General features: G+C 69.9%; 17 protein-coding genes and 3 rRNA genes. 12 read left to right on the top strand and 8 right to left on the bottom strand.

Features of this window, described 5'->3' with window-relative positions; genetic code table 11:
* Nucleotides 1–27: 27 nt before the first annotated feature.
* A complete protein-coding gene (locus F3L20_RS28370; protein WP_145827010.1) occupies nucleotides 28–642 on the top strand; it encodes a hypothetical protein in 615 nt (204 codons plus the stop codon).
* 22 nt (nucleotides 643–664) lie between these two features.
* Here F3L20_RS28370 and F3L20_RS28365 read toward each other — a convergent pair whose 3' ends face one another.
* Entirely contained in the window at nucleotides 665–1,597 is a 933-nt protein-coding gene (locus F3L20_RS28365) for an RDD family protein (protein WP_150156717.1), read from the bottom strand.
* A 146-nt stretch (nucleotides 1,598–1,743) separates the two neighbouring features.
* Here F3L20_RS28365 and F3L20_RS28360 point away from each other — a divergent pair, with 146 nt between their 5' ends.
* From F3L20_RS28360 to rrf, 4 genes are all read left to right on the top strand, one after another.
* A complete protein-coding gene (locus F3L20_RS28360) occupies nucleotides 1,744–2,751 on the top strand; it encodes a stage II sporulation protein M (protein WP_150156716.1) in 1,008 nt (335 codons plus the stop codon).
* 563 nt (nucleotides 2,752–3,314) lie between these two features.
* A 16S ribosomal RNA gene (locus F3L20_RS28350) occupies nucleotides 3,315–4,838 on the top strand.
* 309 nt (nucleotides 4,839–5,147) lie between these two features.
* A 23S ribosomal RNA gene (locus F3L20_RS28345) occupies nucleotides 5,148–8,263 on the top strand.
* 84 nt (nucleotides 8,264–8,347) lie between these two features.
* Nucleotides 8,348–8,464, top strand: a 5S ribosomal RNA gene (rrf, locus tag F3L20_RS28340).
* The 16S, 23S and 5S rRNA genes sit together here, the layout of an rRNA operon.
* A gap of 93 nt (nucleotides 8,465–8,557) precedes the next feature.
* Here the strand turns inward: rrf and F3L20_RS28335 are convergent.
* The 5 genes from F3L20_RS28335 to F3L20_RS28315 are packed head-to-tail and all read right to left on the bottom strand — an operon-like array spanning nucleotide 8,558 to nucleotide 14,147.
* Nucleotides 8,558–9,868 carry a DUF58 domain-containing protein gene (locus tag F3L20_RS28335; protein ID WP_150156715.1) on the bottom strand — a complete coding sequence of 437 codons (1,311 nt, stop codon included), beginning with the start codon at nucleotides 9,866–9,868 and terminating at the stop codon, nucleotides 8,558–8,560.
* Complete coding sequence (locus tag F3L20_RS28330; RefSeq protein WP_150157530.1) at nucleotides 9,868–10,857, bottom strand: AAA family ATPase; 990 nt, start codon at nucleotides 10,855–10,857, stop codon at nucleotides 9,868–9,870. Before F3L20_RS28330 ends, F3L20_RS28335 begins: the two co-directional genes overlap by 1 nt.
* Complete coding sequence (locus F3L20_RS28325; protein ID WP_150156714.1) at nucleotides 10,857–12,050, bottom strand: DUF4350 domain-containing protein; 1,194 nt, start codon at nucleotides 12,048–12,050, stop codon at nucleotides 10,857–10,859. The genes F3L20_RS28330 and F3L20_RS28325 overlap by 1 nt, the downstream gene beginning before the upstream one ends.
* Nucleotides 12,047–12,799, bottom strand: a complete 753-nt coding sequence (locus F3L20_RS28320) for a DUF4129 domain-containing protein (protein WP_150156713.1) — start codon at nucleotides 12,797–12,799, stop codon at nucleotides 12,047–12,049. The genes F3L20_RS28325 and F3L20_RS28320 overlap by 4 nt, the downstream gene beginning before the upstream one ends.
* A 4-nt stretch (nucleotides 12,800–12,803) precedes the next feature.
* Complete coding sequence (locus F3L20_RS28315; protein WP_150156712.1) at nucleotides 12,804–14,147, bottom strand: glycerophosphoryl diester phosphodiesterase membrane domain-containing protein; 1,344 nt, start codon at nucleotides 14,145–14,147, stop codon at nucleotides 12,804–12,806.
* Nucleotides 14,148–14,287: 140 nt separating this feature from the next.
* Here F3L20_RS28315 and mtnA point away from each other — a divergent pair, with 140 nt between their 5' ends.
* The 7 genes from mtnA (at nucleotide 14,288) to F3L20_RS28275 (ending at nucleotide 23,039) form a co-directional block, all read left to right on the top strand.
* Nucleotides 14,288–15,436 (top strand): S-methyl-5-thioribose-1-phosphate isomerase, encoded by a 1,149-nt coding sequence (gene mtnA / locus F3L20_RS28310; RefSeq protein ID WP_145827478.1) that lies wholly within the window; start codon nucleotides 14,288–14,290, stop codon nucleotides 15,434–15,436.
* A gap of 4 nt (nucleotides 15,437–15,440) precedes the next feature.
* The gene (gene mtrA, locus F3L20_RS28305; RefSeq protein WP_004930665.1) at nucleotides 15,441–16,130 is read left to right on the top strand and encodes a two-component system response regulator MtrA; all 690 of its coding nucleotides are present in this window, start codon (nucleotides 15,441–15,443) and stop codon (nucleotides 16,128–16,130) included.
* 1 nt (nucleotide 16,131) lies between these two features.
* Nucleotides 16,132–18,228 carry an MtrAB system histidine kinase MtrB gene (gene mtrB, locus F3L20_RS28300; RefSeq protein WP_150156711.1) on the top strand — a complete coding sequence of 699 codons (2,097 nt, stop codon included), beginning with the start codon at nucleotides 16,132–16,134 and terminating at the stop codon, nucleotides 18,226–18,228.
* Nucleotides 18,218–20,056 carry an LpqB family beta-propeller domain-containing protein gene (locus tag F3L20_RS28295; RefSeq protein ID WP_150156710.1) on the top strand — a complete coding sequence of 613 codons (1,839 nt, stop codon included), beginning with the start codon at nucleotides 18,218–18,220 and terminating at the stop codon, nucleotides 20,054–20,056. Before mtrB ends, F3L20_RS28295 begins: the two co-directional genes overlap by 11 nt.
* A 98-nt stretch (nucleotides 20,057–20,154) precedes the next feature.
* Nucleotides 20,155–21,084, top strand: a complete 930-nt coding sequence (locus F3L20_RS28290; RefSeq protein WP_150156709.1) for a ComF family protein — start codon at nucleotides 20,155–20,157, stop codon at nucleotides 21,082–21,084.
* A 313-nt stretch (nucleotides 21,085–21,397) separates the two neighbouring features.
* Nucleotides 21,398–22,090: a ribosome hibernation-promoting factor, HPF/YfiA family gene (gene hpf / locus F3L20_RS28280; RefSeq protein WP_145827483.1), complete on the top strand. Its 693-nt coding sequence runs from the start codon at nucleotides 21,398–21,400 to the stop codon at nucleotides 22,088–22,090.
* A 202-nt stretch (nucleotides 22,091–22,292) separates the two neighbouring features.
* Nucleotides 22,293–23,039: a response regulator gene (locus tag F3L20_RS28275; protein ID WP_145827484.1), complete on the top strand. Its 747-nt coding sequence runs from the start codon at nucleotides 22,293–22,295 to the stop codon at nucleotides 23,037–23,039.
* 82 nt (nucleotides 23,040–23,121) lie between these two features.
* Here the strand turns inward: F3L20_RS28275 and F3L20_RS28270 are convergent, their stop codons facing one another.
* The gene (locus tag F3L20_RS28270; RefSeq protein WP_145827485.1) at nucleotides 23,122–24,309 is read right to left on the bottom strand and encodes a winged helix-turn-helix domain-containing protein; all 1,188 of its coding nucleotides are present in this window, start codon (nucleotides 24,307–24,309) and stop codon (nucleotides 23,122–23,124) included.
* A 49-nt stretch (nucleotides 24,310–24,358) separates the two neighbouring features.
* Nucleotides 24,359–24,928 carry a GNAT family N-acetyltransferase gene (locus tag F3L20_RS28265; RefSeq protein ID WP_150156708.1) on the bottom strand — a complete coding sequence of 190 codons (570 nt, stop codon included), beginning with the start codon at nucleotides 24,926–24,928 and terminating at the stop codon, nucleotides 24,359–24,361.
* Nucleotides 24,929–25,029 lie beyond the last annotated feature (101 nt).

Genomic DNA, 25,029 nt, shown 5'->3' with positions numbered 1-25,029 from the left:
CCCAGCCCCTCACGACCCAGGACCCCCATGCCCCGCGGCCGCTATTCGCTCCACGATCCGCACGATCACACCCCCCTCGCCGAAGAGCACTTCCAGTGCGCCCCCGGCACCTCCGGCTGGCGCTACGTCTCCCAGCTCACCGCCCCCGACGGCGCCCACCTGGGCTCGGTCGACCTGACCCTCGACACCCTGGGCCGGCCGCTCCGCCTGGAACTCCACGCGTCGAGCTGGCAGGTCCGAGGCGCCGCCCTCGACGGTGTCACCTGGGTCCGTACCGACCCCACCGGAACCCACGCCACCGAAGGCAATGTGCGCGCCCACGCCTTCACCGGCTCGTCCCCCGCTTTCCTCGTCGCCACCGCCCGTCTCCTGCGCCTCACCCCCTCCGCCGCGGCCACCCGCGTACGCCTCGTCGCCTTCACCGACCCGGTCCTCGCCCCCCGCACCGTGGACCAGTCCTGGGCGCTGACCGACAGAGAAACACACGCCACTGACAGCGGCCCCCTGACCGTGGACGCGTACCAGGTCACCGCCCTGGACACCGGCGAGCAGCACACCGTGCACCTGGCCGGCGACGTGGTCCTGGCAGCCCCCGGCATCGAGCTGGAGGATCTCGAATCGCCCCCGTCGGACCTCGGCTGACGGCACCCGCCGGCCGGTGCGGTCAAGCCGGCGGCACGAACCCCGTCGACGGCCGGTCGGCCTGCGCCGGCCCACCCGACGAGGCCGTGCCCGCACCCTCCGGCGGCACGACCGGCCGGACCACCGGGGCCGCTGCGACGGCGGGACCCCCGGGGAAGGACGGCACCGGCGCCCCCGCACCCGCCGCGGGCACGGGAGAGACGGCACCGCCGCCGAACGTCCGCTGCGCCTCCCGCGTCTGCCGCTCGTGCAGCATCGCCGCCAGATACATCGCGGGCGGCAGCCCGGGCGGCACCGGCGCCCCGGTGCGTCCCGCCACGTCGGCCGCCAGCCGCTCAGCCATCGACCAGCCGACCTGCGGATCGAGCTGCCGGATCCGCGTGAGGTACTGACGGACGGCGAGCCACAGACCGTCCGGAACCGCCGACAGGTCGAGCCCCGCGAAGCGGCCCGCGAGCCACGGCGGAGGCGGCGGCACGTAGCCGCCCGGCCCGGCCGGCACCCGCTCCCGCACCACCAGGGTCCCGGCGAACACGTCACCCAGGCGGCGGCCGCGCGCCGACACCAGCGAGGCGATGCAGGCCACCACCCCGAACGTCATCAGGATCTCGATCACACCGAGCAGCCCCCGCACGAGCGCGTGCCGGAAACGGATCGGCCCCCCGTCGTCCCGCACCACCCGCAGCCCGCACGCCATCTTCCCGAGCGACCGCCCGTGGCTCAGCGTCTCCACCAGGATCGGCCCGCCCACCAGCACCAGGACGAACGTCGCGATCGTCACCGCCGTCTGCGCCGCCTGGTCCAGCGAGGCCGTCGCCGCCACCAGAACAAGGGTCACCCCGACGTACGCGGCCACGGCCGCCGCCAGATCGAGCAGTACGGCCAGCCCCCTGCTGGGCAGCTTCGCGGGGCGCAGCTCCAGTGCCACGGCCTCGCCCGTCACCAGCTCACTCACGTCCGCCGCCCTTCCCTGGTCTGCCCCGGACACCGCCAGTCTGCCAAGCTGATGGCACATCGCACCGGAGTACGAGCGGCGAGAAGTCAGCTTGTCCTTCCACCTCCGCCCGACCGCCGACGATCAGCCGAGGAGCAGGCACACCGATGGACCTCGACGTCTTCGTCTCCGCCCACCGCGCGGAGTGGGACCGCCTCGATGCCCTGCTCAGGCGCCGGCGCCGCCTCACCGGAGCGGAGGCGGACGAACTCGTCGTCCTCTACCAGCGGGCCGCCACCCACCTCTCCCTCATCCGTTCGGCCGCGCCCGACCCTCAGCTGACCGGCCGGCTCAGCCAGCTGGTGGCCCGGGCCCGCAGCGCCGTGACCGGCACCCGCCAGGCGTCCTGGCGCGACGTCACACACTTCCTGACTCACGGATTCCCCGCGGCCGTCTACCGCGCGCGTCACTGGTGGGTGCCCACGGCACTCCTCTCCACGGCCGTGGCGGCACTGCTCGGCTGGTGGATAGGCACCCACCCGGAGGTCCAGGCCTCCATAGCGGCGCCCGCCGAACTCCGTGAGCTCACCCGCCCCGGCGGCCAGTACGAGACGTACTACTCGAGCAACCCGGCGACCTCGTTCGCCGCCCAGGTGTGGACGAACAACGCGTGGGCCGCGGCGTTGTGCCTGATCCTCGGGGTGTTCCTGGGCCTGCCGGTCCTGTGGATCCTCTTCCAGAACATGCTCAACCTGGGCGTCGGCTTCGGCCTGATGTCCTCCGCCGGACGCCTCGACACGTTCCTCGGCCTGGTTCTTCCGCACGGCCTGCTGGAACTCACCGCGGTCTTCGTCGCCGCCGGCACGGGCCTGCGTCTGGGCTGGACCGTGATCGACCCCGGCCCCCGCACGCGGCGCACCGCGCTCGCAGAGGAGGGGCGCGCCGCCCTCGCCATGGCGATCGGGCTGGCCCTGGTGCTCTTCGTGTCCGGAGCCATCGAAGGCTTCGTCACCCCGTCGGGCCTGCCCACCTGGGCCCGCATCACCATCGGTGTCGCCGCCGAGCTGGCCTTCCTCGCCTACGTCTACGTCCTGGGCGGCCGCGCCGTCCGATCCGGTACGACGGGCGACCTTGACGCATCCGAGCGCAGTGCCGGCGTGCCCACCGCCGCCTGATGTGCGAAGGGCCCCGGGGAGCTGCTAGTGTCCTCTTCGCCCCACAGGAACCGTTGACGCGGAGCCGATGGGGAGGTAGATTAGAACAGTTGCCTGCAGATGGGTTCCGACCCGGAAGGCGACAGTGAACATCTACTGGCTTCCCGCTGGGACATCAGATTCCGCGGAAGCACCCCCGATAAGTCGGAAAACGAAGGCCGGTCAATCCGCCCCGAAACTTCTGATAAAGTCGGAACCGTCGGAAAGGGAAAAGCGCGAAAGCGTTTGAACCTGGAAAGCGCCGAGAAAATCAGGTCGGAAAGATCTGATAGAGTCGGAAACGCAAGACCGAAGGGAAGCGCCCGGAGGAAAGCCCGAGAGGGTGAGTACAAAGGAAGCGTCCGTTCCTTGAGAACTCAACAGCGTGCCAAAAGTCAACGCCAGATATGTTGATACCCCGTCCATCCGGTTTCGGATGGTCGAGGTTCCTTTGAAGAAAAACACAGCGAGGACGCTGTGAACGTCGGGACTATTCCTCCCGATGTTCCGCTCTCGTGATGTGTGCACCCGATTACGGGTAAACATTCACGGAGAGTTTGATCCTGGCTCAGGACGAACGCTGGCGGCGTGCTTAACACATGCAAGTCGAACGATGAACCACTTCGGTGGGGATTAGTGGCGAACGGGTGAGTAACACGTGGGCAATCTGCCCTGCACTCTGGGACAAGCCCTGGAAACGGGGTCTAATACCGGATACTGACCCTCGCGGGCATCTGCGAGGTTCGAAAGCTCCGGCGGTGCAGGATGAGCCCGCGGCCTATCAGCTTGTTGGTGAGGTAATGGCTCACCAAGGCGACGACGGGTAGCCGGCCTGAGAGGGCGACCGGCCACACTGGGACTGAGACACGGCCCAGACTCCTACGGGAGGCAGCAGTGGGGAATATTGCACAATGGGCGAAAGCCTGATGCAGCGACGCCGCGTGAGGGATGACGGCCTTCGGGTTGTAAACCTCTTTCAGCAGGGAAGAAGCGAAAGTGACGGTACCTGCAGAAGAAGCGCCGGCTAACTACGTGCCAGCAGCCGCGGTAATACGTAGGGCGCGAGCGTTGTCCGGAATTATTGGGCGTAAAGAGCTCGTAGGCGGCTTGTCACGTCGGTTGTGAAAGCCCGGGGCTTAACCCCGGGTCTGCAGTCGATACGGGCAGGCTAGAGTTCGGTAGGGGAGATCGGAATTCCTGGTGTAGCGGTGAAATGCGCAGATATCAGGAGGAACACCGGTGGCGAAGGCGGATCTCTGGGCCGATACTGACGCTGAGGAGCGAAAGCGTGGGGAGCGAACAGGATTAGATACCCTGGTAGTCCACGCCGTAAACGGTGGGCACTAGGTGTGGGCGACATTCCACGTCGTCCGTGCCGCAGCTAACGCATTAAGTGCCCCGCCTGGGAGTACGGCCGCAAGGCTAAAACTCAAAGGAATTGACGGGGGCCCGCACAAGCGGCGGAGCATGTGGCTTAATTCGACGCAACGCGAAGAACCTTACCAAGGCTTGACATACACCGGAAAGCATTAGAGATAGTGCCCCCCTTGTGGTCGGTGTACAGGTGGTGCATGGCTGTCGTCAGCTCGTGTCGTGAGATGTTGGGTTAAGTCCCGCAACGAGCGCAACCCTTGTCCCGTGTTGCCAGCAGGCCCTTGTGGTGCTGGGGACTCACGGGAGACCGCCGGGGTCAACTCGGAGGAAGGTGGGGACGACGTCAAGTCATCATGCCCCTTATGTCTTGGGCTGCACACGTGCTACAATGGCCGGTACAATGAGCTGCGATACCGTGAGGTGGAGCGAATCTCAAAAAGCCGGTCTCAGTTCGGATTGGGGTCTGCAACTCGACCCATGAAGTCGGAGTCGCTAGTAATCGCAGATCAGCATTGCTGCGGTGAATACGTTCCCGGGCCTTGTACACACCGCCCGTCACGTCACGAAAGTCGGTAACACCCGAAGCCGGTGGCCCAACCCCTTGTGGGAGGGAGCTGTCGAAGGTGGGACTGGCGATTGGGACGAAGTCGTAACAAGGTAGCCGTACCGGAAGGTGCGGCTGGATCACCTCCTTTCTAAGGAGCACTTCTTACCAACTTCGGTTGGTCAGAGGCCAGTTCATCAGCGAACGTCTGATGCTGGTTGCTCATGGGTGGAACGTTGACTATTCGGTCCGGATCTCGGGTCGGTGGCTGCCAGTACTGCTCTTCGGAGCGTGGAACGCATGATCACCGGGTGGGACCGGACCGGGCGCGCTGTTGGGTGTCTGAGGGTACGGCCGTGTGGTCGCCTTCAGTGCCGGCCCCAGTGCACTCGAGCTTCTGCTCGGGGTGATGGGTGGTTGGTCGTTGTTTGAGAACTGCACAGTGGACGCGAGCATCTGTGGCCAAGTTTTTAAGGGCGCACGGTGGATGCCTTGGCACCAGGAACCGATGAAGGACGTGGGAGGCCACGATAGGCCCCGGGGAGTCGTCAACCAGGCTTTGATCCGGGGGTGTCCGAATGGGGAAACCCGGCAGTCGTCATGGGCTGTCACCCTTGCCTGAACACATAGGGCAAGTGGAGGGAACGCGGGGAAGTGAAACATCTCAGTACCCGCAGGAAGAGAAAACAACCGTGATTCCGGGAGTAGTGGCGAGCGAAACCGGATGAGGCCAAACCGTATGCGTGTGAGACCCGGCAGGGTTGCGCATTCGGGGTTGTGGGATCTCTCTTGATCAGTCTGCCGGCTGATCGACGAGTCAGAAACCGTTGATGTAGGCGAAGGACATGCGAAAGGTCCGGCGTAGAGGGTAAGACCCCGTAGTCGAAACATCAGCGGCTCGTTTGAGAGACACCCAAGTAGCACGGGGCCCGAGAAATCCCGTGTGAATCTGGCGGGACCACCCGCTAAGCCTAAATATTCCCTGGTGACCGATAGCGGATAGTACCGTGAGGGAATGGTGAAAAGTACCGCGGGAGCGGAGTGAAATAGTACCTGAAACCGTGTGCCTACAAGCCGTGGGAGCGTCGCGTTGAGTGCTTGCACTCAACGTCGTGACTGCGTGCCTTTTGAAGAATGAGCCTGCGAGTTTGCGGTGTGTTGCGAGGTTAACCCGGGTGGGGAAGCCGTAGCGAAAGCGAGTCCGAACAGGGCGTTTCAGTAGCACGCTCAAGACCCGAAGCGGAGTGATCTAGCCATGGGCAGGTTGAAGCGGAGGTAAGACTTCGTGGAGGACCGAACCCACCAGGGTTGAAAACCTGGGGGATGACCTGTGGTTAGGGGTGAAAGGCCAATCAAACTCCGTGATAGCTGGTTCTCCCCGAAATGCATTTAGGTGCAGCGTCGTGTGTTTCTTGCCGGAGGTAGAGCACTGGATAGGCGATGGGCCCTACCGGGTTACTGACCTTAGCCAAACTCCGAATGCCGGTAAGTGAGAGCGCGGCAGTGAGACTGTGGGGGATAAGCTCCATGGTCGAGAGGGAAACAGCCCAGAGCATCGACTAAGGCCCTAAGCGTACGCTAAGTGGGAAAGGATGTGGAGTCGCACAGACAACCAGGAGGTTGGCTTAGAAGCAGCCACCCTTGAAAGAGTGCGTAATAGCTCACTGGTCTAGTGATTCCGCGCCGACAATGTAGCGGGGCTCAAGCGTACCGCCGAAGTCGTGTCATTCACACAATAGGGCCAACGCCTGTGTGGATGGGTAGGGGAGCGTCGTCTGCCGGGTGAAGCAGCACCGGAAGGTAGTTGTGGACGGTTGACGAGTGAGAATGCAGGCATGAGTAGCGATTCACACGTGAGAAACGTGTGCGCCGATTGACTAAGGGTTCCTGGGTCAAGCTGATCTGCCCAGGGTAAGTCGGGACCTAAGGCGAGGCCGACAGGCGTAGTCGATGGATAACCGGTTGATATTCCGGTACCCGCTGTGAAGCGTCAAACATCGAATCCAGTGATGCTAAGCCCGTGAAGCCGCCGGCTGAGTCTTCGGACGAGGTCGGAGTGGTGGAGCCGGTGACCCGAGCTGGTAGTAGGTGAGTGATGGGGTGACGCAGGAAGGTAGTCCATCCCGGGCGGTGGTTGTCCCGGGGTAAGGGTGTAGGACGTCAGGTAGGCAAATCCGCCTGGCATGTGTCTGAGACCTGATGCCGAGCCGATTGTGGTGAAGTGGATGATCCTATGCTGTCGAGAAAAGCCTCTAGCGAGTTTCATGGCGGCCCGTACCCTAAACCGACTCAGGTGGTCAGGTAGAGAATACCGAGGCGTTCGGGTGAACTATGGTTAAGGAACTCGGCAAAATGCCCCCGTAACTTCGGGAGAAGGGGGCCATCACTGGTGAGAGGACGTGCTCCTCGAGCTGGGGTGGCCGCAGAGACCAGCGAGAAGCGACTGTTTACTAAAAACACAGGTCCGTGCGAAGCCGTAAGGCGATGTATACGGACTGACGCCTGCCCGGTGCTGGAACGTTAAGGGACCGGTTAGCTCCATTTCGGTGGGGCGAAGCTGAGAACTTAAGCGCCAGTAAACGGCGGTGGTAACTATAACCATCCTAAGGTAGCGAAATTCCTTGTCGGGTAAGTTCCGACCTGCACGAATGGCGTAACGACTTCTCGACTGTCTCAACCATAGGCCCGGTGAAATTGCACTACGAGTAAAGATGCTCGTTTCGCGCAGCAGGACGGAAAGACCCCGGGACCTTTACTACAGTTTGATATTGGTGTTCGGTTCGGCTTGTGTAGGATAGCTGGGAGACTGTGAACTCTGGACGCCAGTTCAGGGGAGTCGTCGTTGAAATACCAGTCTGGTCGTGCTGGATGTCTAACCTGGGTCCGTGATCCGGATCAGGGACAGTGTCTGATGGGTAGTTTAACTGGGGCGGTTGCCTCCTAAAGAGTAACGGAGGCGCCCAAAGGTTCCCTCAGCCTGGTTGGCAATCAGGTGTTGAGTGTAAGTGCACAAGGGAGCTTGACTGTGAGACCGACGGGTCGAGCAGGGACGAAAGTCGGGACTAGTGATCCGGCGGTGGCTTGTGGAAGCGCCGTCGCTCAACGGATAAAAGGTACCCGGGGATAACAGGCTGATCTTCCCCAAGAGTCCATATCGACGGGATGGTTTGGCACCTCGATGTCGGCTCGTCGCATCCTGGGGCTGGAGTCGGTCCCAAGGGTTGGGCTGTTCGCCCATTAAAGCGGTACGCGAGCTGGGTTTAGAACGTCGTGAGACAGTTCGGTCCCTATCCGCTGTGCGCGTAGGAGTCTTGAGAAGGGCTGTCCCTAGTACGAGAGGACCGGGACGGACGAACCTCTGGTGTGCCAGTTGTTCTGCCAAGAGCATGGCTGGTTGGCTACGTTCGGGAGGGATAACCGCTGAAAGCATCTAAGCGGGAAGCCTGCTTCGAGATGAGGACTCCCACCTCCTAGAGAGGGTAAGGCTCCCAGTAGACGACTGGGTTGATAGGCCGGATATGGAAGCACGGTAACGTGTGGAGTTGACCGGTACTAATAGGCCGAGGGCTTGTCCTCAGTTGCTCGCGTCCACTGTGTTGGTTCTGAAACCACGAACAACCCCATGTGCCACACATGGTGCGGTTGTCAGTTTCATAGTGTTTCGGTGGTCATAGCGTAGGGGAAACGCCCGGTTACATTCCGAACCCGGAAGCTAAGCCTTACAGCGCCGATGGTACTGCAGGGGGGACCCTGTGGGAGAGTAGGACGCCGCCGAACAATTGTTGTGGAAAGCCCCCGTGCCCTTCGGCACGGGGGCTTTCTGCGTTTCCGGGAGTATTTCGCCGCATGGTCCCTCCGCAAGGGAGGAAATTACAGACGTCCCGCCGACTTCAGTGCCAGATAGGCGTCTGCCAGCGCCGGCGCCACGTCCTCCGGTGTCGCGTCCACGACCGTCACGCCGTGACGGCGCAGTTGTTCCGCTGTGCGGTCGCGTTCCGTCTGGGCCTGCGCGGCCGATGCCGCCTCGTAGACCGCGTCGACGTCACCTCGGGCGCGGGACATGGCCGCGATGTGGGGGTCCGCCACCGAGGCGAGCAGGACCGTGTGGCGCTGCGTCAGCCGGCTCAGGACGGGCAGCAGCCCTTCTTCCACGGGAGCCGCGTCCAGCGTCGTGAGGAGCACGATCAGGGAGCGACGCGGGGCCGTGCGCAGCGCCGTGGCCGTAAGACCCCGCGCGTCCGTCTCGATCAGTTCGGGTTCCAGCGTGGCCATGGCGCCCACGAGAGACGGCAGGACGTCTCCCGCCGCACGGCCCTGGACCAGGGCACGGACACGGCGGTCGTAGGCCAGCAGGTCGACACGGTCGCCGGCGCGGGAGGCCAGGGCGGCCAGGAGCAGGGCCGCGTCCATGGAGGCGTCCAGGCGCGGTGCGTCGCCCACACGGCCCGCGGAGGTGCGACCGGTGTCCAGGACGAGCAGGATGTGGCGGTCGCGCTCCGGACGCCAGGTGCGTACCGCGACCTCCGACTGGCGGGCGGTGGCACGCCAGTCGATGGAACGGGTGTCGTCACCGGGGACGTAGGCGCGGAGGCTGTCGAACTCGGTGCCCTCACCGCGGGTCAGCACGCTGGTGCGGCCGTCGAGTTCGCGCAGGCGGGCGAGCTTGGCGGGCAGGTGCTTGCGGCTGGTGAAGGGCGGCAGGACACGTACGGTCCACGGGACCTGGTGGGTCCCCTGGCGGGTGAAGAGTCCGAGGGGGCCGTACGAGCGGACGGTGACGCGGTCGGCACGGCGGTCGCCACGCCGGGTGGGGTTCAGGCGGGTCGTGACACGGCGCCGTTCGCCCGCGGGGATGGTCAGCCGGTGGCGGGACGCCGCCGTTTCCGTGCCCGGGGCCCAACTGCTCGGAGGCCAGGCGTCGCGGATGCGGGCGCGCAGGGGGCGGCGGGAGGCGTTGGTGATCGTCAGGGTGACGTCCGCGGTGGCGCCCAGGCGCACGGAGGTGTCGCCGGAGCGGGTCAGGCCGAGCTTCCGTACCGGGGCGGCCAGGGCGAAGTCGCAGGCGCAGGCGACCGCCAGGGGTGCGTTGACGGCGAGGATGCCCGTCCAGCCGGGGTCCCAGATGCCGACGGGGAGGGAGCCGAGGGCCGCGAGCAGGGCGGCGCGTCCGGTGGGTGCCATCAGCGGGGGACGGGGACGTGGGACAGGACCGCGTGGATGACGGAGTCGGCCGTCACGCCCTCCATCTCGGCCTCCGGGCGGAGCTGTACGCGGTGGCGGAGAGTGGGGAGGGCCAGTGCCTTCACGTCGTCGGGGATGACGTAGTCGCGGCCGGTCAGCCAGGCCCAGGCGCGGGCGGTGGCTAGCAGCGCGGTGGCGCCGCGAGGGGACACGCCGAGGGCCAGGGACGGCGACTCGCGGGTGGAGCGGCAGATGTCCACGACGTAGGCGGTGATCTCGGGGGAGACCGTGGTGGTGGCGACCGCGCGGCGGGCGGCCTCCAGGTCGGCTGCGCTCGCGACGGGACGTACGCCGGCGGCGCGCAGGTCGCGGGGGTCGAAGCCCTCGGCGTGCCGGGTGAGGACGTGGATCTCGTCCTCGCGGGAAGGGAGGGGCATGGTCAGCTTGAGGAGGAAGCGGTCGAGCTGGGCCTCGGGCAGGGGGTAGGTGCCCTCGTACTCGACGGGGTTCTGGGTCGCGGCGACCAGGAACGGGTCGGGGAGGGCGCGCGGGATGCCGTCGACGGTGACCTGGCGTTCCTCCATGGCCTCCAGCAGGGACGACTGGGTCTTCGGGGGCGTGCGGTTGATCTCGTCCGCCAGGAGGAGGTTCGTGAAGACCGGGCCGGGCTGGAAGGAGAACTCGGCGGTGCGGGCGTCGTAGACGAGGGAGCCGGTGACGTCGCTCGGCATCAGGTCGGGGGTGAACTGGACGCGTTTGGTGTCGAGTTCGAGGGCGGAGGCGAGCGCGCGGACCAGCAGGGTCTTGGCGACGCCGGGGACGCCTTCGAGGAGGACGTGGCCGCGGCAGAGCAGGGCCACGACGAGGCCGGTCACCGCGGGGTCCTGGCCGACCACGGCCTTGGCGATCTCCGCGCGCAGGGCCTCCAGGGAGGCCCGGGCGGCGGCCGGGTCCCCGGTGGGCGCGGCGTTGTCGGTGGTCGGGTCCATCATGGACGGCGTACCTGCCTTTCGAGGGCGTCGAGTTGGTCGGCCAGCCGGACGAGCGCTGCGTCGTCGCCGGGGGGCGGGCCGAAGAGGACGGTGTGCGGGGACTGTCCGTCGCCCTGGAGGCGGGCGGACAGGGCGGGGAGCAGGACCTCGGGCGTGTGCGCCTGGGTGCCGGGGACGCCGACGAGGGGGGCGAGGCGGGTGCGGGTGGCGGAGCGCAGAGCGAGGGCGGCGCGGTCGCGGGCGTCCGCCTTGCGGTAGAGGCGGGCGCGGCCTTCGGCGGTCTCGGAGGCGCGGATCGCCACGGGGAGGTTCTCGGGCACCAGGGGGCCGAGCCGGCGGGCCCGCCACAGGGCGGCCAGGGCCGCGGCGACGAAGAGCTGCAGCGTGCCCCACAGCCAGCCGGAGGGCAGCAGGTCGAAGAAGCTCCGTTCCTCCTGCTCGAGGGCGGACGCGTCGGCCGGTGAGGGGAGGTACCAGACCAGATGGGGGCGGGAGCCGAGGAGTTGCAGGGCCAGCGAGGCGTTGCCGTGCCGGTCCAGGCGGTCGTTGAGGAGGATGTCGGGGGCGCCGAGGAGGACGGTGTCGCCGCTGCCGGAAGGGGCGGGGACGCGCAGCAGGGTGGCCAGGCGCCGGCTGGGGTAGCACTCGTCGGCGTCGAGGTGGGCGGAGGAGTAGCGGATGCCGCCGGTGTCGGCGTCGCCCGCGCGCCGGGCCGCGGGCAGCGCGCAGTCGGGGTCCAGGGTGGAGTCGAGGCTGTTGGCCGGGTCGGCGGTGACGCCGGGGACGAGGCGTTCCACGGACGCGGCGCCGGAGGCGACCAGGACGGTGCGTCCGCCGGACCCCTCGGTGGCCTGGTGCAGCCGTGTCTGCTGGCGGGGCGTCAGCAGGTCGGGGACGGCGACCAGGAGCGTGGTGTCGGGGCCGGCCGCGTCGGCGGCATCCTCCAGGGTGGTGACCACACGGGTGTCGATGCCACGGTCGGCGAGCAGCTCGGCGACGGCGCGGCTGCCGTACGGGTCGGCGGAGCGCGGGTCGAGTTCGCCGTGCCGGGCGTCGGAGCGGACCACGGCGATCGCGACGGCCGCCGCGACCAGCAGGACCAGCGCGAGGGCGATGCCGCGCGTGCGGGTCCACACCTGGCGGGCGGTGGGGGAGGCCGAGGTGGACGGGGAGGTGGCCTCGGTCGTCATCCGGCGGCTCCCCGGCGGGCGTCGGTGTCCGTGCTGGGGGCGCCGCTCGCGGCGAGTGCGGGCCGGGTGCGCTCCAGGTCGCCGTCGAGTGCGGTGATCCGCCGGTACGTGTCCTGCGTCGCGCTGCGGCCGCCGTACGTGACGTCGTCGAAGTCGCGGGCGGCGGCGTGCAGCCGGTGGGTGTGGGCGGGCAGGGCGCGGCCGGCCTCCGCGGCGGCCTCGTCGGCGGTCCGGCCGGGGCGCGGGTCGAGCAGGGCGCGCTCCTCCAGGGCGCGGACGACGGCCCGCATGCGTTCCTGGACGGCCTGGTTCCAGTGGCCCTGGGCGGCGTGCGCCTCGGCGGCCGCGCGGTGCTCGACGGCGCTGCGGGGGCGGTCCTCGAACAGGACGGGTGCCGGGGCGGGCCGGCGGCGCGGGGTGCCCAGGCGCCACCACAGGGCGGCCAGGACGGCGAGCATGGCGACGATGACGACGACCAGGCCGAGCGCGCCGCCGGGTGTCGCGGTGGACACGGCGTCGAACAGCTTGCCGACCCAGTCCCAGAAGGCGTCCAGGGCCCGCTGGAGCCAACTGGGGTCGTTCTCGTGGTACATCTGCTTCGACAGCTCGCGCCGGGCCGCCTCCCGCGCGGGGTCGCGCGGGAGGGTGACGGGCGGGTCGTCGTCGCCGTGCAGCAGCAGGCGTACGGCGGTGTCGGCGGCCGTGGGCAGCGCCGGTACGGCTGTGAGAACTCCCCCCGTGGCGGTCACCGCATCAGCTCCCGCCGGTGGCGCCGTGGTCCTGGATGCCGGCCGCGCGGGCCAGTTCGAGGTCGAGGGCCTCGCGGCGGATCCGCTGGTCGATGTAGAGCAGCACGGTGACGCCGGCCGTGATCGGGAACGTGATCGTCGAGCCGATGACCGAGCCGATGCCGCTGATGATCAGGAACGTCCAGCCGAAGTTCCCGCCCGAGGCGTCCAGGAGCCCGGTGACGCCGTCACCGCTGAACGCGGAGGCGAGGAACGTGAAGGGAATGACGACGATCGCCGCGACGACGTACGCGATGATCGCCGCCAGCGCCTGGATGCCGCAGACCCGCCACCAGGAGCCGCGCACCAGCCGGGAGGACCGGCGCATCGCCTTGGTGATGCCCTGCTTCTCCAGCATCAGCGCGGGGGACGCGAGCGAGAGACGGACCATGAGCCAGATGCCGACCACGGCCGCGCCGGCGATGCCCAGCAGGGTCAGTCCGAAGCCGACCTCGGGGCCGGCCGCGAGACCGAGCAGGACGCCGGGCACCGCGCCGGCGGCGATGATGCCCGCCGCGATGAGCGACAGCAGGATGATCAGGCCGAACAGCCTGGGGATCTGGGGTCGGGCGTCGCGCCAGGCCTCGGACGTGGTCACCGACCGGCCGAGTGTGGCGCGGCTGGTGACGGTCGTCAGGAGGGCGGTCGCCGCGACCGTGCCGATCAGGGTGATCCCGTAGAGCACGGCGGAGCTGAGCAGGAGGTCGCCGAGGGCGTCGGTGAGTTCGCCGAGGGTCGCGCTGGGGTCGTCGAGCACGGCGGCGCTGGAGTCCTTCAGGACGAAGCGCTGCAGCAGTACGACGACGACCTCGGTGAGGACGGCGAGGGTCAGCGAGATGCCGAGGACCGTGCGCCAGTAGGTGCGCATGGTGGACACGGCGCCGTCGAGGAGTTCGCCTATGCCGAGGGGGCGCAGCGGGATGACGCCGGGCTTGGCCGCGGGCGGGGGGCCTCCCCAGCCGTTGCCCCAGCCGCCGTAGGGACCCTGGCCGCCGGGCGGGGGAGCGCCCCAGCCGGGGCCGCCGGGAGGCGGGGTCACCCGGCCCTGGCCGCCGGGAGGCGGCGGAGGGGCCTGGGCGGGGCCGCCCGCACCGGTGTGGCCGGCGGGCGCGGACCACTGGCCGGCCGGGGGCTGCTCCTTGGACCACTTCACGCCCGGCTCCCGCGGGGCGTCACCCGGCTGCTGCGGCCGGTCGGCGGACTGCTCGGGACCCGGACGGTCGGCGGACCCGGCAGGTCCGGGGGCGTCCGGTTCCCGTCCGTCGGACGGGGCGGATCCGGGCGAGGCCCAGCCCGGAGTGTCGTTCATCGTCGCTCCTTCACGGTGCCCGTCGCGGTCGCGGTGGCAGCTTGGGCAGCCATCGTGCCATGGGGCGGTCGCGGGCGGACCTGCCGAGGTGGGGGCCGCTCGCCTTCTATTGTCCGCGTGACAGGGGGCAGACTGGCGGCATGGCTGATCAGTACGCGCACAGCGGCGACAACAAGCGGCCGACACAGATCCCGGTACTGCGCTGGGAGGAGCCGCCCGAAGGTCCGGTCCTGGTCCTGCTCGACCAGACGCGGCTCCCGGCCGAGGAGGTCGAGCTCGTCTGCACGGACGCGCCCGCGCTGGTGGAGGCGATCCGTTCGCTCGCCGTACGCGGCGCACCCCTGCTGGGCGTCGCGGGCGCCTACGGGGTCGCCCTCGCGGCGGTGCGGGGCTTCGACGTGGACGACGCGGCGGCGGCGCTGGAGAGCGCCCGGCCCACGGCGGTGAACCTGGCGGTCGGGGTGCGGCGGGCGCACTCCGCGTACCGGGCGGTGCTCGACCGCGGCGGGGACGCCCGCGAGGCGGCCGGGGCGGCGCTGGCCGCGGCCCAGCGGCTGCACCGGGAGGACGCCGAGGCCAGTACCCGGATGGCCGGGCACGGGCTGGCGCTCCTCGACGAACTGCTGCCCGGCGGCGGGCACCGGATTCTCACGCACTGCAACACCGGTTCGCTGGTGTCGGGCGGCGAGGGGACGGCCTTCGCGGTGGCGCTGGCGGCGCACCGGGTGGGCAGGCTGCGGCGCCTGTGGGTGGACGAAACGCGTCCGTTGCTGCAAGGTGCTCGCCTGACGGCGTACGAGGCGGCCCGCAGCGGCATGGCGTACACCCTGCTCACCGACAACGCGGCGGGATCGCTGTTCGCGGCGGGCGAGGTGGACGCGGTGCTGATCGGCGCGGACCGCATCGCGGCCGACGGTTCGGTGGCGAACAAGGTGGGGAGCTATCCGCTCGCGGTGCTCGCGCGGTACCACCATGTGCCGTTCATCGTGGTGGCTCCGGTGACGACGGTGGATCCCGGGACGCCGGACGGGGCGTCCATCGAGGTGGAGCAGCGTCCCGGCCATGAGGTGACAGAGATCACGGCGCCGCAGGTGCCGGTGGCCGGAGCGGAGGCGGGTGGCGGGATTCCGGTGGCCCCCCTGGGGACCCAGGCGTACAACCCGGCGTTCGACGTGACACCGCCGGAACTGGTGACGGCGATCGTCACCGAAGAGGGCGTGGTTTCGCCCGTGACGACCGAGGCTCTGGCGGACCTGTGTGCCAGGTCACGCCAGGTCACGATTAGCTAATGGGATGATGTCGTTTATGAAGGGACGAGTCCTTGTCGTCGACGACGACAGCGCACTGGCCGAGATGCTCGGCATCGTGCTGCGCGGTGAAGGTTTTGAGCCGTCTTTCGTAGCCGACGGCGACAAGGCGCTGGCCGCCTTCCGTGAGGCCAAGCCGGATCTGGTGCTCCTCGACCTGATGCTGCCCGGCCGGGACGGCATCGAGGTCTGCCGCCTGATCAGGGCGGAGTCCGGGGTGCCGATCGTGATGCTCACGGCGAAGAGCGACACCGTCGACGTGGTGGTGGGCCTGGAGTCCGGGGCCGACGACTACATCGTCAAGCCGTTCAAGCCGAAGGAGCTGGTCGCCCGGATCCGCGCGAGACTGCGCAGGTCGGAGGAGCCGGCGCCGGAGCAGCTCGCCATCGGCGACCTGGTGATCGACGTCGCCGGGCACTCCGTGAAGCGGGACGGGCAGTCCATCGCGCTCACCCCGCTCGAGTTCGACCTGCTGGTCGCCCTCGCCCGCAAGCCCTGGCAGGTCTTCACGCGTGAGGTGCTGCTGGAGCAGGTCTGGGGCTACCGCCACGCGGCGGACACCCGCCTGGTGAACGTGCACGTGCAGCGGCTGCGCTCCAAGGTCGAGAAGGACCCGGAGAAGCCGGAGATCGTGGTGACCGTCCGTGGCGTCGGGTACAAGGCAGGACCGAGCTGACATGTCCGGTGACAGTGCCGCTTCGGCGTCCGGCCGGCCCGGGGGCCGTCCGGGGCGGCCTGTCGGCCGGCGGACGGCGGGTTCCCGCTGGCGCCATCTCTTCGACGGGGACCTGCTGCAGGGCGGGGTCCAGGGCAGCCCGGTGGTCCGGCTGGTCATGCGCTGGGTGCGCCGGCCGCTGCTGCCCGTCATGCGGCTGTGGCGTCGCAACATCCAGCTCAAGGTCGTCGTCACCACGCTGCTGATGTCGCTGGGTGTCGTCCTGCTGCTGGGCTTCGTGGTCATCGGACAGGTGCGCAACGGCCTGCTGGACGCGAAGGTGAAGGCGTCGCAGAGCCAGGCCACCGGCGGTTTCGCGGTGGCCAAGCAGCAGGCCGAGCAGGCCGTGAGCGTCACGGGCGACGAGGGCACCGCGGCCGACGGCCGCCCCTCGCAGAGCGTCATCCAGTGGATGAGCGACCTCGTGGCCTCGCTGTCGAGCGGTGGTCAGGGCGCCTTCGACGTGGTCACCCTGCCCTCCGGCGGGGACAGCGGCAGCGGGCGCGGACCGCGCGCCTCCGGCGAGGTCGACCCGACGGGCAGTGTGCCCGCGGCGCTGCGCGAGAGGATCGACACCAGTACGTCGGCGGCGCAGAGCTACACGCGCATCGTCTACGACACCGACAAGGCGTCCCAGCCGGCCCTGGTCATCGGCAAGCAGGTCAACGACCCCAACGGCGACCCGTACCAGCTGTACTACCTCTTCCCGCTCACCCAGGAGGAGAAGTCGCTGAGCCTGGTCAAGGGCACCCTGGCGACCGCCGGGCTGTTCGTGGTCGTGCTGCTCGGGGCGATCGCCTGGCTGGTGGTGCGGCAGGTGGTCACGCCGGTGCGGATGGCCGCCGGAATCGCCGAACGGCTGTCGGCGGGGCGGCTCCAGGAACGTATGAAGGTCACCGGCGAGGACGACATCGCCCGGCTCGGTGAGGCCTTCAACAAGATGGCGCAGAACCTCCAGCTCAAGATCAGCCAGCTGGAGGACCTGTCGCGGATGCAGCGCCGGTTCGTGTCGGACGTGTCGCACGAACTGCGCACACCGCTGACGACCGTGCGGATGGCGGCGGACGTCATCCACGAGGCGCGTGAGGACTTCGACCCGGTGACCGCGCGGTCCGCCGAACTGCTCGCCGACCAGCTGGACCGGTTCGAGTCGCTGCTGGCCGACCTGCTGGAGATCAGCCGCTTCGACGCGGGCGCGGCCGCCCTGGAGGCGGAGCCGATCGACCTGCGTGAGGTGGTGCGGCGGGTGGTCAGCGGCGCGGAGCCGCTCGCCGAGCGCAAGGGCACCACGATCAAGGTCGTCGGCGACCAGCAGCCCGTGGTCGCCGAGGCCGACGCCCGGCGCGTGGAGCGGGTGCTGCGCAACCTCGTCGTCAACGCCGTCGAGCACGGCGAGGGCAAGGACGTCGTCGTCAAGCTGGCCGCCGCGGGCGGCGCGGTGGCGGTGGCCGTGCGCGACTACGGGGTGGGCCTCAAGCCCGGCGAGGCCACCCGGGTCTTCAGCCGCTTCTGGCGGGCCGACCCGGCACGCGCGCGCACCACCGGCGGCACCGGACTGGGCCTGTCCATCGCCCTGGAGGACGCGCGGCTGCACGGCGGCTGGCTCCAGGCGTGGGGCGAGCCGGGCGGCGGCTCGCAGTTCCGGCTGACGCTGCCGAGGACCGCGGACGAACCGCTGCGGGGGTCCCCCATACCCCTGGAGCCCAAGGACTCGCGGCGCAACCGCGGTCTGGACGACGCCGGACTGCCGCGCGGCGGCGACGGCGAGAAGCGCGCCACGGTGCCGGTGCGGCAGCCGGGCGCCGACGATCCGGCGCAGTCCGCCCGGGACCCGCTGGCGCTCCGGCCGGGCACGTCGACCCCCACGGCCGACCCCACCGCCCTGCCCGGCAACGGCGCGCGCGTGGTGGCACGGTCGGGCAGCACCCGCATGACGCCCGGCGGGAGCGCCGCGCCCGGTGACCGGGCCGCGGCCCGGACGGCGGACGGCGGCACCGAGGGCGGGGACGGTGACCCGCGCGGTACGGAGAGGGACGGGGAGGCAACGCGTGGGCGGTGAGCGTATGAGGCGCCGACGGGGGACACCGGCCCGGAGCGTGGCGTACGCCGCGTGCGGTGCCGTTCTGCTGGCCGGGTGCGCCTCGATGCCGGACAGCGGGGACCTGCGCGGGGTGGAGTCCACGCCGCGCCAGGACGCGCAGGTCCGGGTCTACGCCATGCCGCCGAGCGACGACGCCACGCCCACCCAGATCGTGCAGGGCTTCCTGGAGGCGCTGACCAGCGACGACGCCGACTACAAGACCGCGCGCCAGTACCTGACCCCCGAGGCGTCGAAGGACTGGCGGCCGGAGCAGTCCACCACCGTCCTCTCCGACGGCCCCGGCGCCCGCGCCGACCGGCCGGACCGGCAGGACAGCAGCTCCCTGACCTACACGCTGACCGGCACCAAGTTCGCCACCGTGGACGCCCAGCAGGCGTACGCGCCCGCCTCCGGCCACTACAACGAGATCGTGCACCTCGCGAAGGACGAGAAGAGCGGTCAGTGGCGCATCGACGTGGTGCCGCAGGGCGTCGTCATGGGCAAGTCGGACTTCCAGCGCAACTACACGTCGTTCAACAAGTACTACTTCGCCTCGAACGCGGAGGTCGAGGGGTCCTCGCTGCCGATGGCGGTCGCGGACCCGGTCTACGTGCGCCGGTACGTCGACCCCACCACCCGGATGGTGCGCTCCCTGATGTCCGGGCCCACCAGCTGGCTGGACCCGGTCGTGAGGTCGGGCTTCCCCACCGGCACCGAGCTGCGCAAGGGCGCCGGCCCGCTGACCCCGGACGACCGGGGCAAGCTCACCGTGCCGCTCAACGACCGCGCGGCCGACGTCGGCACCGGCCGCTGCGAGGAGATGGCCGCCCAACTGCTGTTCACGCTGCGCGACCTGAGCCCCGCGGTGGAGGAGGTCGAGCTGCGGGCCGACGGCGGGCAGCTCTGCTCGCTCACCCAGGACGGCGCCGAGACCGTCGCCACCCGGGGCGCGCTGAACCAGCCCGACTACCTGTACTTCGTCGACGGGGAGCGCAAGCTCGTGCGGATCGCCGCGGGCAGCAGCGACGCCGACCCCGACCCGGTGCCCGGGGCGCTCGGGGAGGGCGAGCAGGGGCTGCGCTCGGTGGCGGTCGCCCGCGACGAGAACACGGCCGCCGGGGTCGGCCTGGACGGCCGGTCGCTGTTCGTCTCCGCGCTGGCGCCGGGCTCGGCCCTCGGGGACCCGGTGCTGCGCAGCCAGGGCGCCGGCGAGCAGGACCGCCTGACCGCGCCCAGCTGGGACGCCCAGGGCGGGCTGTGGGTGGCCGACCGTGATCCGGCCCGGCCCAGGCTGTATCTGCTGGAGAAGGGCACCGCGCCGCCGCTGGAGGTGCGCACGCCGGGCCTGGACGGCCGGATCCAGGCGGTCCGGGTGGCCGCCGACGGGGTGCGCATCGCCCTCGTCGTGGAGAAGGGCGACCAGCGTTCCCTGCTGATCGGGCGGATCGAGCGCAGCGGCCCGGACGAGGCCGGTACGGGCGGGCGGCCCACGGTCACCGTGCTGGAACTGCGGTCGGCGACGCCCGAGCTGGAACAGGTCACGGCGATGTCGTGGGCCGGCGACAGCAGGCTCGTCGTGGTCGGCCGCGAGCACGGCGGCGTGGAGCAGATGAAGTACGTCGAGGTCGACGGCTCCACGCCGGACGTGCCGCCGCCCGCCGCGCTGACCGGCGTGAAGGCCCTCACCGCCTCCGAGGACGAACTGGCGCCGCTGGTGGCGTACTCGGTGGACGGGATCGTCCGGCTGCCGTCCGGGGCCCAGTGGCAGAAGGTGACCCAGGGGATCGCGCCGGTCTATCCGGGCTGATCCGCTTCTCGTTCCGCTGTTCGAACCGCCGTACGGCCTGGTCACACCGGTTTTCCACAGGGGTGGCCGGGTGGCGGTGGCGTTGGCACAGTGAGGCCGTGCGGAACTGGTGGCGGGACCTCGGCGACCTGGTGCTTCCGGCCGAGTGCGGCGGATGCGGCAGGCCCCGCGCCGTGCTCTGCGCCGCCTGCCGTACGGCGCTGGCCGGGGCTGAGCCGCGCCGGGTGCGGCCGGTGCCAGAGCCGCCGGGGCTGCCGTCCGTGCACGCGGCCGCCCCCTACGCCGACGCGGTGCGCGCCGCGCTGCTCGCCCACAAGGAGCGCGGTGCCCTGGCCCTCTCCCGGCCGCTGGGGGCGGCCCTGGCGGGAGCGGTGCGGGCGGGTCTGCGGACGGCCGTGCCGCCACCGCGCGGGGGCGGTGGGGCCGGGGGCGGTCCCGTGCTGCTGGTTCCGGTGCCGTCCGCCCGGCGGGCCGTACGGGCGCGCGGGCACGACCCGGCGCGGCGGATCGCGTACGCGGCGGCGGGTGAGCTGCGGCGCACGGGGGTACCCGCCGGAGTACTAGCGGCGCTGCGGCAACGGCGCCCGGTGGCCGACCAGTCGGGGCTCGACTCCCGGCAGCGGCTGGCCAATCTCGCGGGCGCGCTCGCGGTGGCGCCGGGCTGCGGCCGGCTGCTCCGCCGGGGCCGGGTCGTGCTGGTCGACGACGTGATGACGACCGGGGCGTCCCTCGCCGAGGCGGCGCGGGCGGTGCGGTCCGCGTCGGAGCCGCCCCGCGAACAAACGGAATCGGCCGATCGGGACGGACAAGGATCGAGCAATTCGGCTTCCGCGTTCGTGTACCTGGGTGAGACGTGGGAAGGGACAGGACAACAACGGAAATCACCGACGACGTGGCGAGGAGGGGCCCGGCACCCCGTCGGGCCGTCGAAGGAGGCGGACCTGGAAAGCGCCGGCGGAGGCGCCGGCCCCGTGTGCGCGGCCGTCGTGGCGGCCTCACCGGATGCGTTCGGAATACACCGAAACTGACTGAGAACTTACGTCGTTGCAGGTAATCAGAGGGTTAATTCGCCTGAATGGAGGTACGTCGCGGTAGAGGGTGACGCCATCCGTCCGCGCGAGATATGTTCGGTTGTGAGGGAAAGCCGCAGGCCACACCTCTTGGATCGGATTGCCGAGGTGCGGGTTTTTCCATCATCACCCGCACCGGTGGACTGGAGATCTCGCGCGCGGGGGAGGAGGTGGACGTCACCGAGTCCGAGGCTCCGGACGTCACCGGAGTCTGGTGCAAAAGGGAGACACATCCGCAGCGAAGCGGAGTGATCCGGGAACGGAGTTCTGCGTGGACATCGTCGTCAAGGGCCGCAAGACCGAGGTGCCCGAGCGGTTCCGGAAGCACGTGGCCGAGAAGCTGAACCTGGAGAAGATCCAGAAGCTCGATGGCAAGGTGATGAGCCTCGACGTCGAGGTGTCCAAGGAGCCCAACCCCCGACAGGCCGACCGTTGTGACCGGGTGGAGATCACGCTCCGCTCCCGCGGTCCTGTGATCCGGGCGGAAGCGGCGGCGAGCGACCCGTACGCGGCGCTCGACCTGGCAGCGGAGAAGCTGGACGCCCGGCTGCGCAAGCAGCACGACAAGCGTTTCTCGCGGCGTGGCGCGCGCAGGATCTCGGCGGCCGAGGTCCCCGACCACGTGCCCGGCGTGGCGACCCTCAACGGGACCGGGGCGAGCACCGCCCAGGAGGAGGAGCAGGCGGTCCCGACCAAGAAGATCGGCTCCCTGGAGGTCCAGGGTGACGGTCCCCTCGTCGTCCGCGAGAAGACCCACGTGGCCGCGCCCATGACCCTCGACCAGGCGCTCTACGAGATGGAGCTGGTCGGGCACGACTTCTATCTCTTCGTCGACTCCGAGACCAAGGAGCCCAGCGTCGTCTACCGGCGCCACGCCTACGACTACGGCGTGATCCACCTCAGCACCGACACGATGGTCACCGAGACCAACTCCCCCGAGGCGGGCGGAACCCTCGGCGGCTGATCCGCCGGGTGACAGCACAGCAGGTGCCCCTGGTGCGCGTGTGCGCCCCCAGGGGCACCGGCGTGCCACCGCCCGGCGCCCACACCGGCACCCCGGTGCGGGCGCGGCATGGAATCATGGCGGCAGCGACCCAACCGGTGGGCCGTTGCCTTGGGTTGGCGATGGTCAGAACCACAGGCCACAGCCTTCAGGGGGAGGAACGATGGCGGACAGCTTCGGACCGATGCGGGACGAGGATGCCGACGGCGGCGTCGTCGGCATGGGCCCGGGCGCGGACACTCCACGCAAGGAGCCGATCAGAGTCCTCGTGGTGGACGACCACGCGCTGTTCCGCCGCGGACTGGAGATCGTGCTCGCCGCCGAGGAGGACATCCAGGTCGTCGGCGAGGCGGGGGACGGCGCCGAGGCCGTGGAGAAGGCGGCCGACCTGCTGCCCGACATCGTCCTGATGGACGTGCGGATGCCCAAGCGGGGCGGGATCGAGGCCTGCACCTCCATCAAGGAGGTCGCACCCAGCGCCAAGATCATCATGCTGACGATCAGCGACGAGGAGGCCGACCTCTACGACGCCATCAAGGCGGGCGCGACCGGCTACCTCCTCAAGGAGATCTCCACCGACGAGGTGGCCACCGCCATCCGCGCGGTGGCCGACGGGCAGTCGCAGATCAGCCCCTCCATGGCGTCGAAGCTGCTCACCGAGTTCAAGTCGATGATCCAGCGGACCGACGAGCGCCGGCTCGTCCCCGCCCCCCGGCTGACCGACCGGGAGCTGGAGGTCCTCAAGCTCGTCGCCACGGGGATGAACAACCGGGACATCGCCAAGGAGTTGTTCATCTCCGAGAACACCGTGAAGAACCACGTGCGCAACATCCTGGAGAAGCTGCAGCTGCACTCCCGGATGGAGGCCGTGGTCTACGCGATGCGGGAGAAGATCCTCGAGATCCGCTGACGGCGGGGCGAGGGACGTCTGAAGGGCCTGCGCGGGCCGCCCCACGGGCCCGCGCCTCGCGGGTCCGTGGGGCGGCCGGGGCTCAGGCGAGCAGGCGGGCGAGTTCCCCGGTGAGCGCCTCGCGCAGCTCCGGCGCGTCGACCCGCTCCACCCGTACGTCCGTGCAGTCCACCCAGCCCGCGGCCTCCACCAGGGCCTGCGCCACGGCGGGCACCGCCGTCCGACCGTCCAGCGTGACCTGCTTGGCGACCAGGGTGCGGCCCTCCCGGGCCGGGTCCACCCGGCCCACCAGCCGTCCGCCCGCCAGCACGGGCATCGCGAAGTAGCCGTACACGCGCTTGGGCTTGGGGACGTACGCCTCCAGGCGGTGGGTGAAGCCGAAGATCCGCTCCGTGCGCGCCCGCTCCCAGATCAGGGAGTCGAACGGGGACAGCAGCGTCGTCCGGTGCCGGCCGCGCGGCGGGGCGGCCAGGGCCGCCGGGTCCGCCCAGGCCGGCTTGGACCAGCCCGCGACCGTGACGGGCACCAGGCCCGAGTCGGCGATCACGGCGTCGACCTGCTCCCCCTTGAGGCGGTGGTAGTCGGCGATGTCCGCCCGCGTGCCCACGCCGAGGGACTGCCCGGCCAGCCGCACCAGGCGGCGCAGGCACTCCGTGTCGTCCAGTTCGTCGTGCAGCAGGTCCGCCGGGACGGCGCGCTCGGCCAGGTCGTACACCCGCTTCCAGCCGCGGCGCTCCACGCACACCACCTCGCCGTACATCAGGGCGCGCTCCACGGCGACCTTGGTGCCGGACCAGTCCCACCACTCGCTGGTGCGCTTGGCGCCGCCCAGCTCCGTGGCCGTCAGGGGGCCCTCCGTGCGCAGCTGCTTGATCACCTGGTCGTAGGTGCCCTCGGGCAGCTCGTGGTTCCAGTGCGGGCGGGCGCGGTAGGCACGGCGGCGGAAGGCGAAGTGCGGCCACTCCTCGACGGGCAGGATGCACGCGGCGTGCGACCAGTACTCGAAGGCGTGCGGCCGCCCGGACCCCTGCGTCCAGTACGCCTCCTCCACCGTGCGGCGGCCCACGGCGCCCAGGCGGGCGTAGGGCACCAGCTCGTGGGAGCGGGCGAGCACGGAGATGGTGTCGAGCTGCACCGCGCCCAGGTGGCGCAGCACGCCTCGCACACCGGTGCGCCGGTCGGGGGCGCCGAGGAATCCCTGGGCCCGCAGGGCGATGCGGCGGGCCTCGTCGGCCGAGAGTTCCGTGAGCGGACGCGGGAGGGTCGTCATAGGTCCGCACGATAGAGGGCGGCACCGACAACGCCCCGGTGCCGTGGGCTCAGACCTTGCCCGGCAGGTACGGCGTGGTGGACGGAAGGCCCAGGTCGCAGGGGAGCAGGGAGCCCACCCAGCCGTCCCGCAGCACCCCCTTGTTGACGAGCGAGGAGCGCAGGACTCCCTCGACGGTGAACCCGGCCCGTTCGGCCACCGCGCGGGAGGCCGCGTTGCCCACCTCCGCGCGCCACTCCACGCGGTCGATCGACATCCGGGTGAAGGCCCAGCGGCACGCGGCCAGGGCTGCCTCGGTGATGTAGCCGTTGCCGCGGTGCTCCTTGGCCCCCCAGAAGCCGATCTCGCCGGTGCCGAAGGACCGCAGGGTGATGCTGAGCATGCCCGTCAGGTCCCCGGTGGGCAGGAAGACGCCGAACGTGAACATCGAGCCGTTCGCCCAGCCGTCCGGCGCGATCTGCTCCGTGAAACCCCGCGCGTGCTCCGGAAGGTAGGGCGAGGGGATCGTCGTCCAGCGCTGGATGTCCGGGTCCTGGCAGATCCGGTACACCGTGTCGGTGTCCTGCGGGCCGACGGTGCGCAGCAGCAGGCGGTCCGTGGTGAGCGTGACGGGTTCCATCGGCCGATTCTGCTCGCGGCGGGGCGGGTGGCGCCATCCCTCTCGCCGTGCGTGAGGTGATGATCACTCCGCGCGCGATTCACCGGCTTTCCCGCGGCACC

This window comes from Streptomyces tendae (assembly GCF_008632955.1).
GTDB lineage: Bacteria > Actinomycetota > Actinomycetes > Streptomycetales > Streptomycetaceae > Streptomyces.
The sequence above is the reverse complement of the archived record's forward strand: the minus strand, read 5'-3'. Positions and strand labels throughout refer to the sequence as shown.

Coding starts and splice junctions, on each gene's coding strand:
- F3L20_RS28370 (WP_145827010.1), top strand. CDS start 28: ATGCCCCGCGGCCGCTATTCGCTCCACGATCCGCACGATCACACCCCC.
- F3L20_RS28360 (WP_150156716.1), top strand. CDS start 1,744: ATGGACCTCGACGTCTTCGTCTCCGCCCACCGCGCGGAGTGGGACCGC.
- F3L20_RS28335 (WP_150156715.1), bottom strand. CDS start 9,868: ATGGCACCCACCGGACGCGCCGCCCTGCTCGCGGCCCTCGGCTCCCTC.
- F3L20_RS28330 (WP_150157530.1), bottom strand. CDS start 10,857: ATGGACCCGACCACCGACAACGCCGCGCCCACCGGGGACCCGGCCGCC.
- F3L20_RS28325 (WP_150156714.1), bottom strand. CDS start 12,050: ATGACGACCGAGGCCACCTCCCCGTCCACCTCGGCCTCCCCCACCGCC.
- F3L20_RS28315 (WP_150156712.1), bottom strand. CDS start 14,147: ATGAACGACACTCCGGGCTGGGCCTCGCCCGGATCCGCCCCGTCCGAC.
- mtnA (WP_145827478.1), top strand. CDS start 14,288: ATGGCTGATCAGTACGCGCACAGCGGCGACAACAAGCGGCCGACACAG.
- mtrA (WP_004930665.1), top strand. CDS start 15,441: ATGATGTCGTTTATGAAGGGACGAGTCCTTGTCGTCGACGACGACAGC.
- mtrB (WP_150156711.1), top strand. CDS start 16,132: ATGTCCGGTGACAGTGCCGCTTCGGCGTCCGGCCGGCCCGGGGGCCGT.
- F3L20_RS28275 (WP_145827484.1), top strand. CDS start 22,293: ATGGCGGACAGCTTCGGACCGATGCGGGACGAGGATGCCGACGGCGGC.
- F3L20_RS28270 (WP_145827485.1), bottom strand. CDS start 24,309: ATGACGACCCTCCCGCGTCCGCTCACGGAACTCTCGGCCGACGAGGCC.
- F3L20_RS28265 (WP_150156708.1), bottom strand. CDS start 24,928: ATGGAACCCGTCACGCTCACCACGGACCGCCTGCTGCTGCGCACCGTC.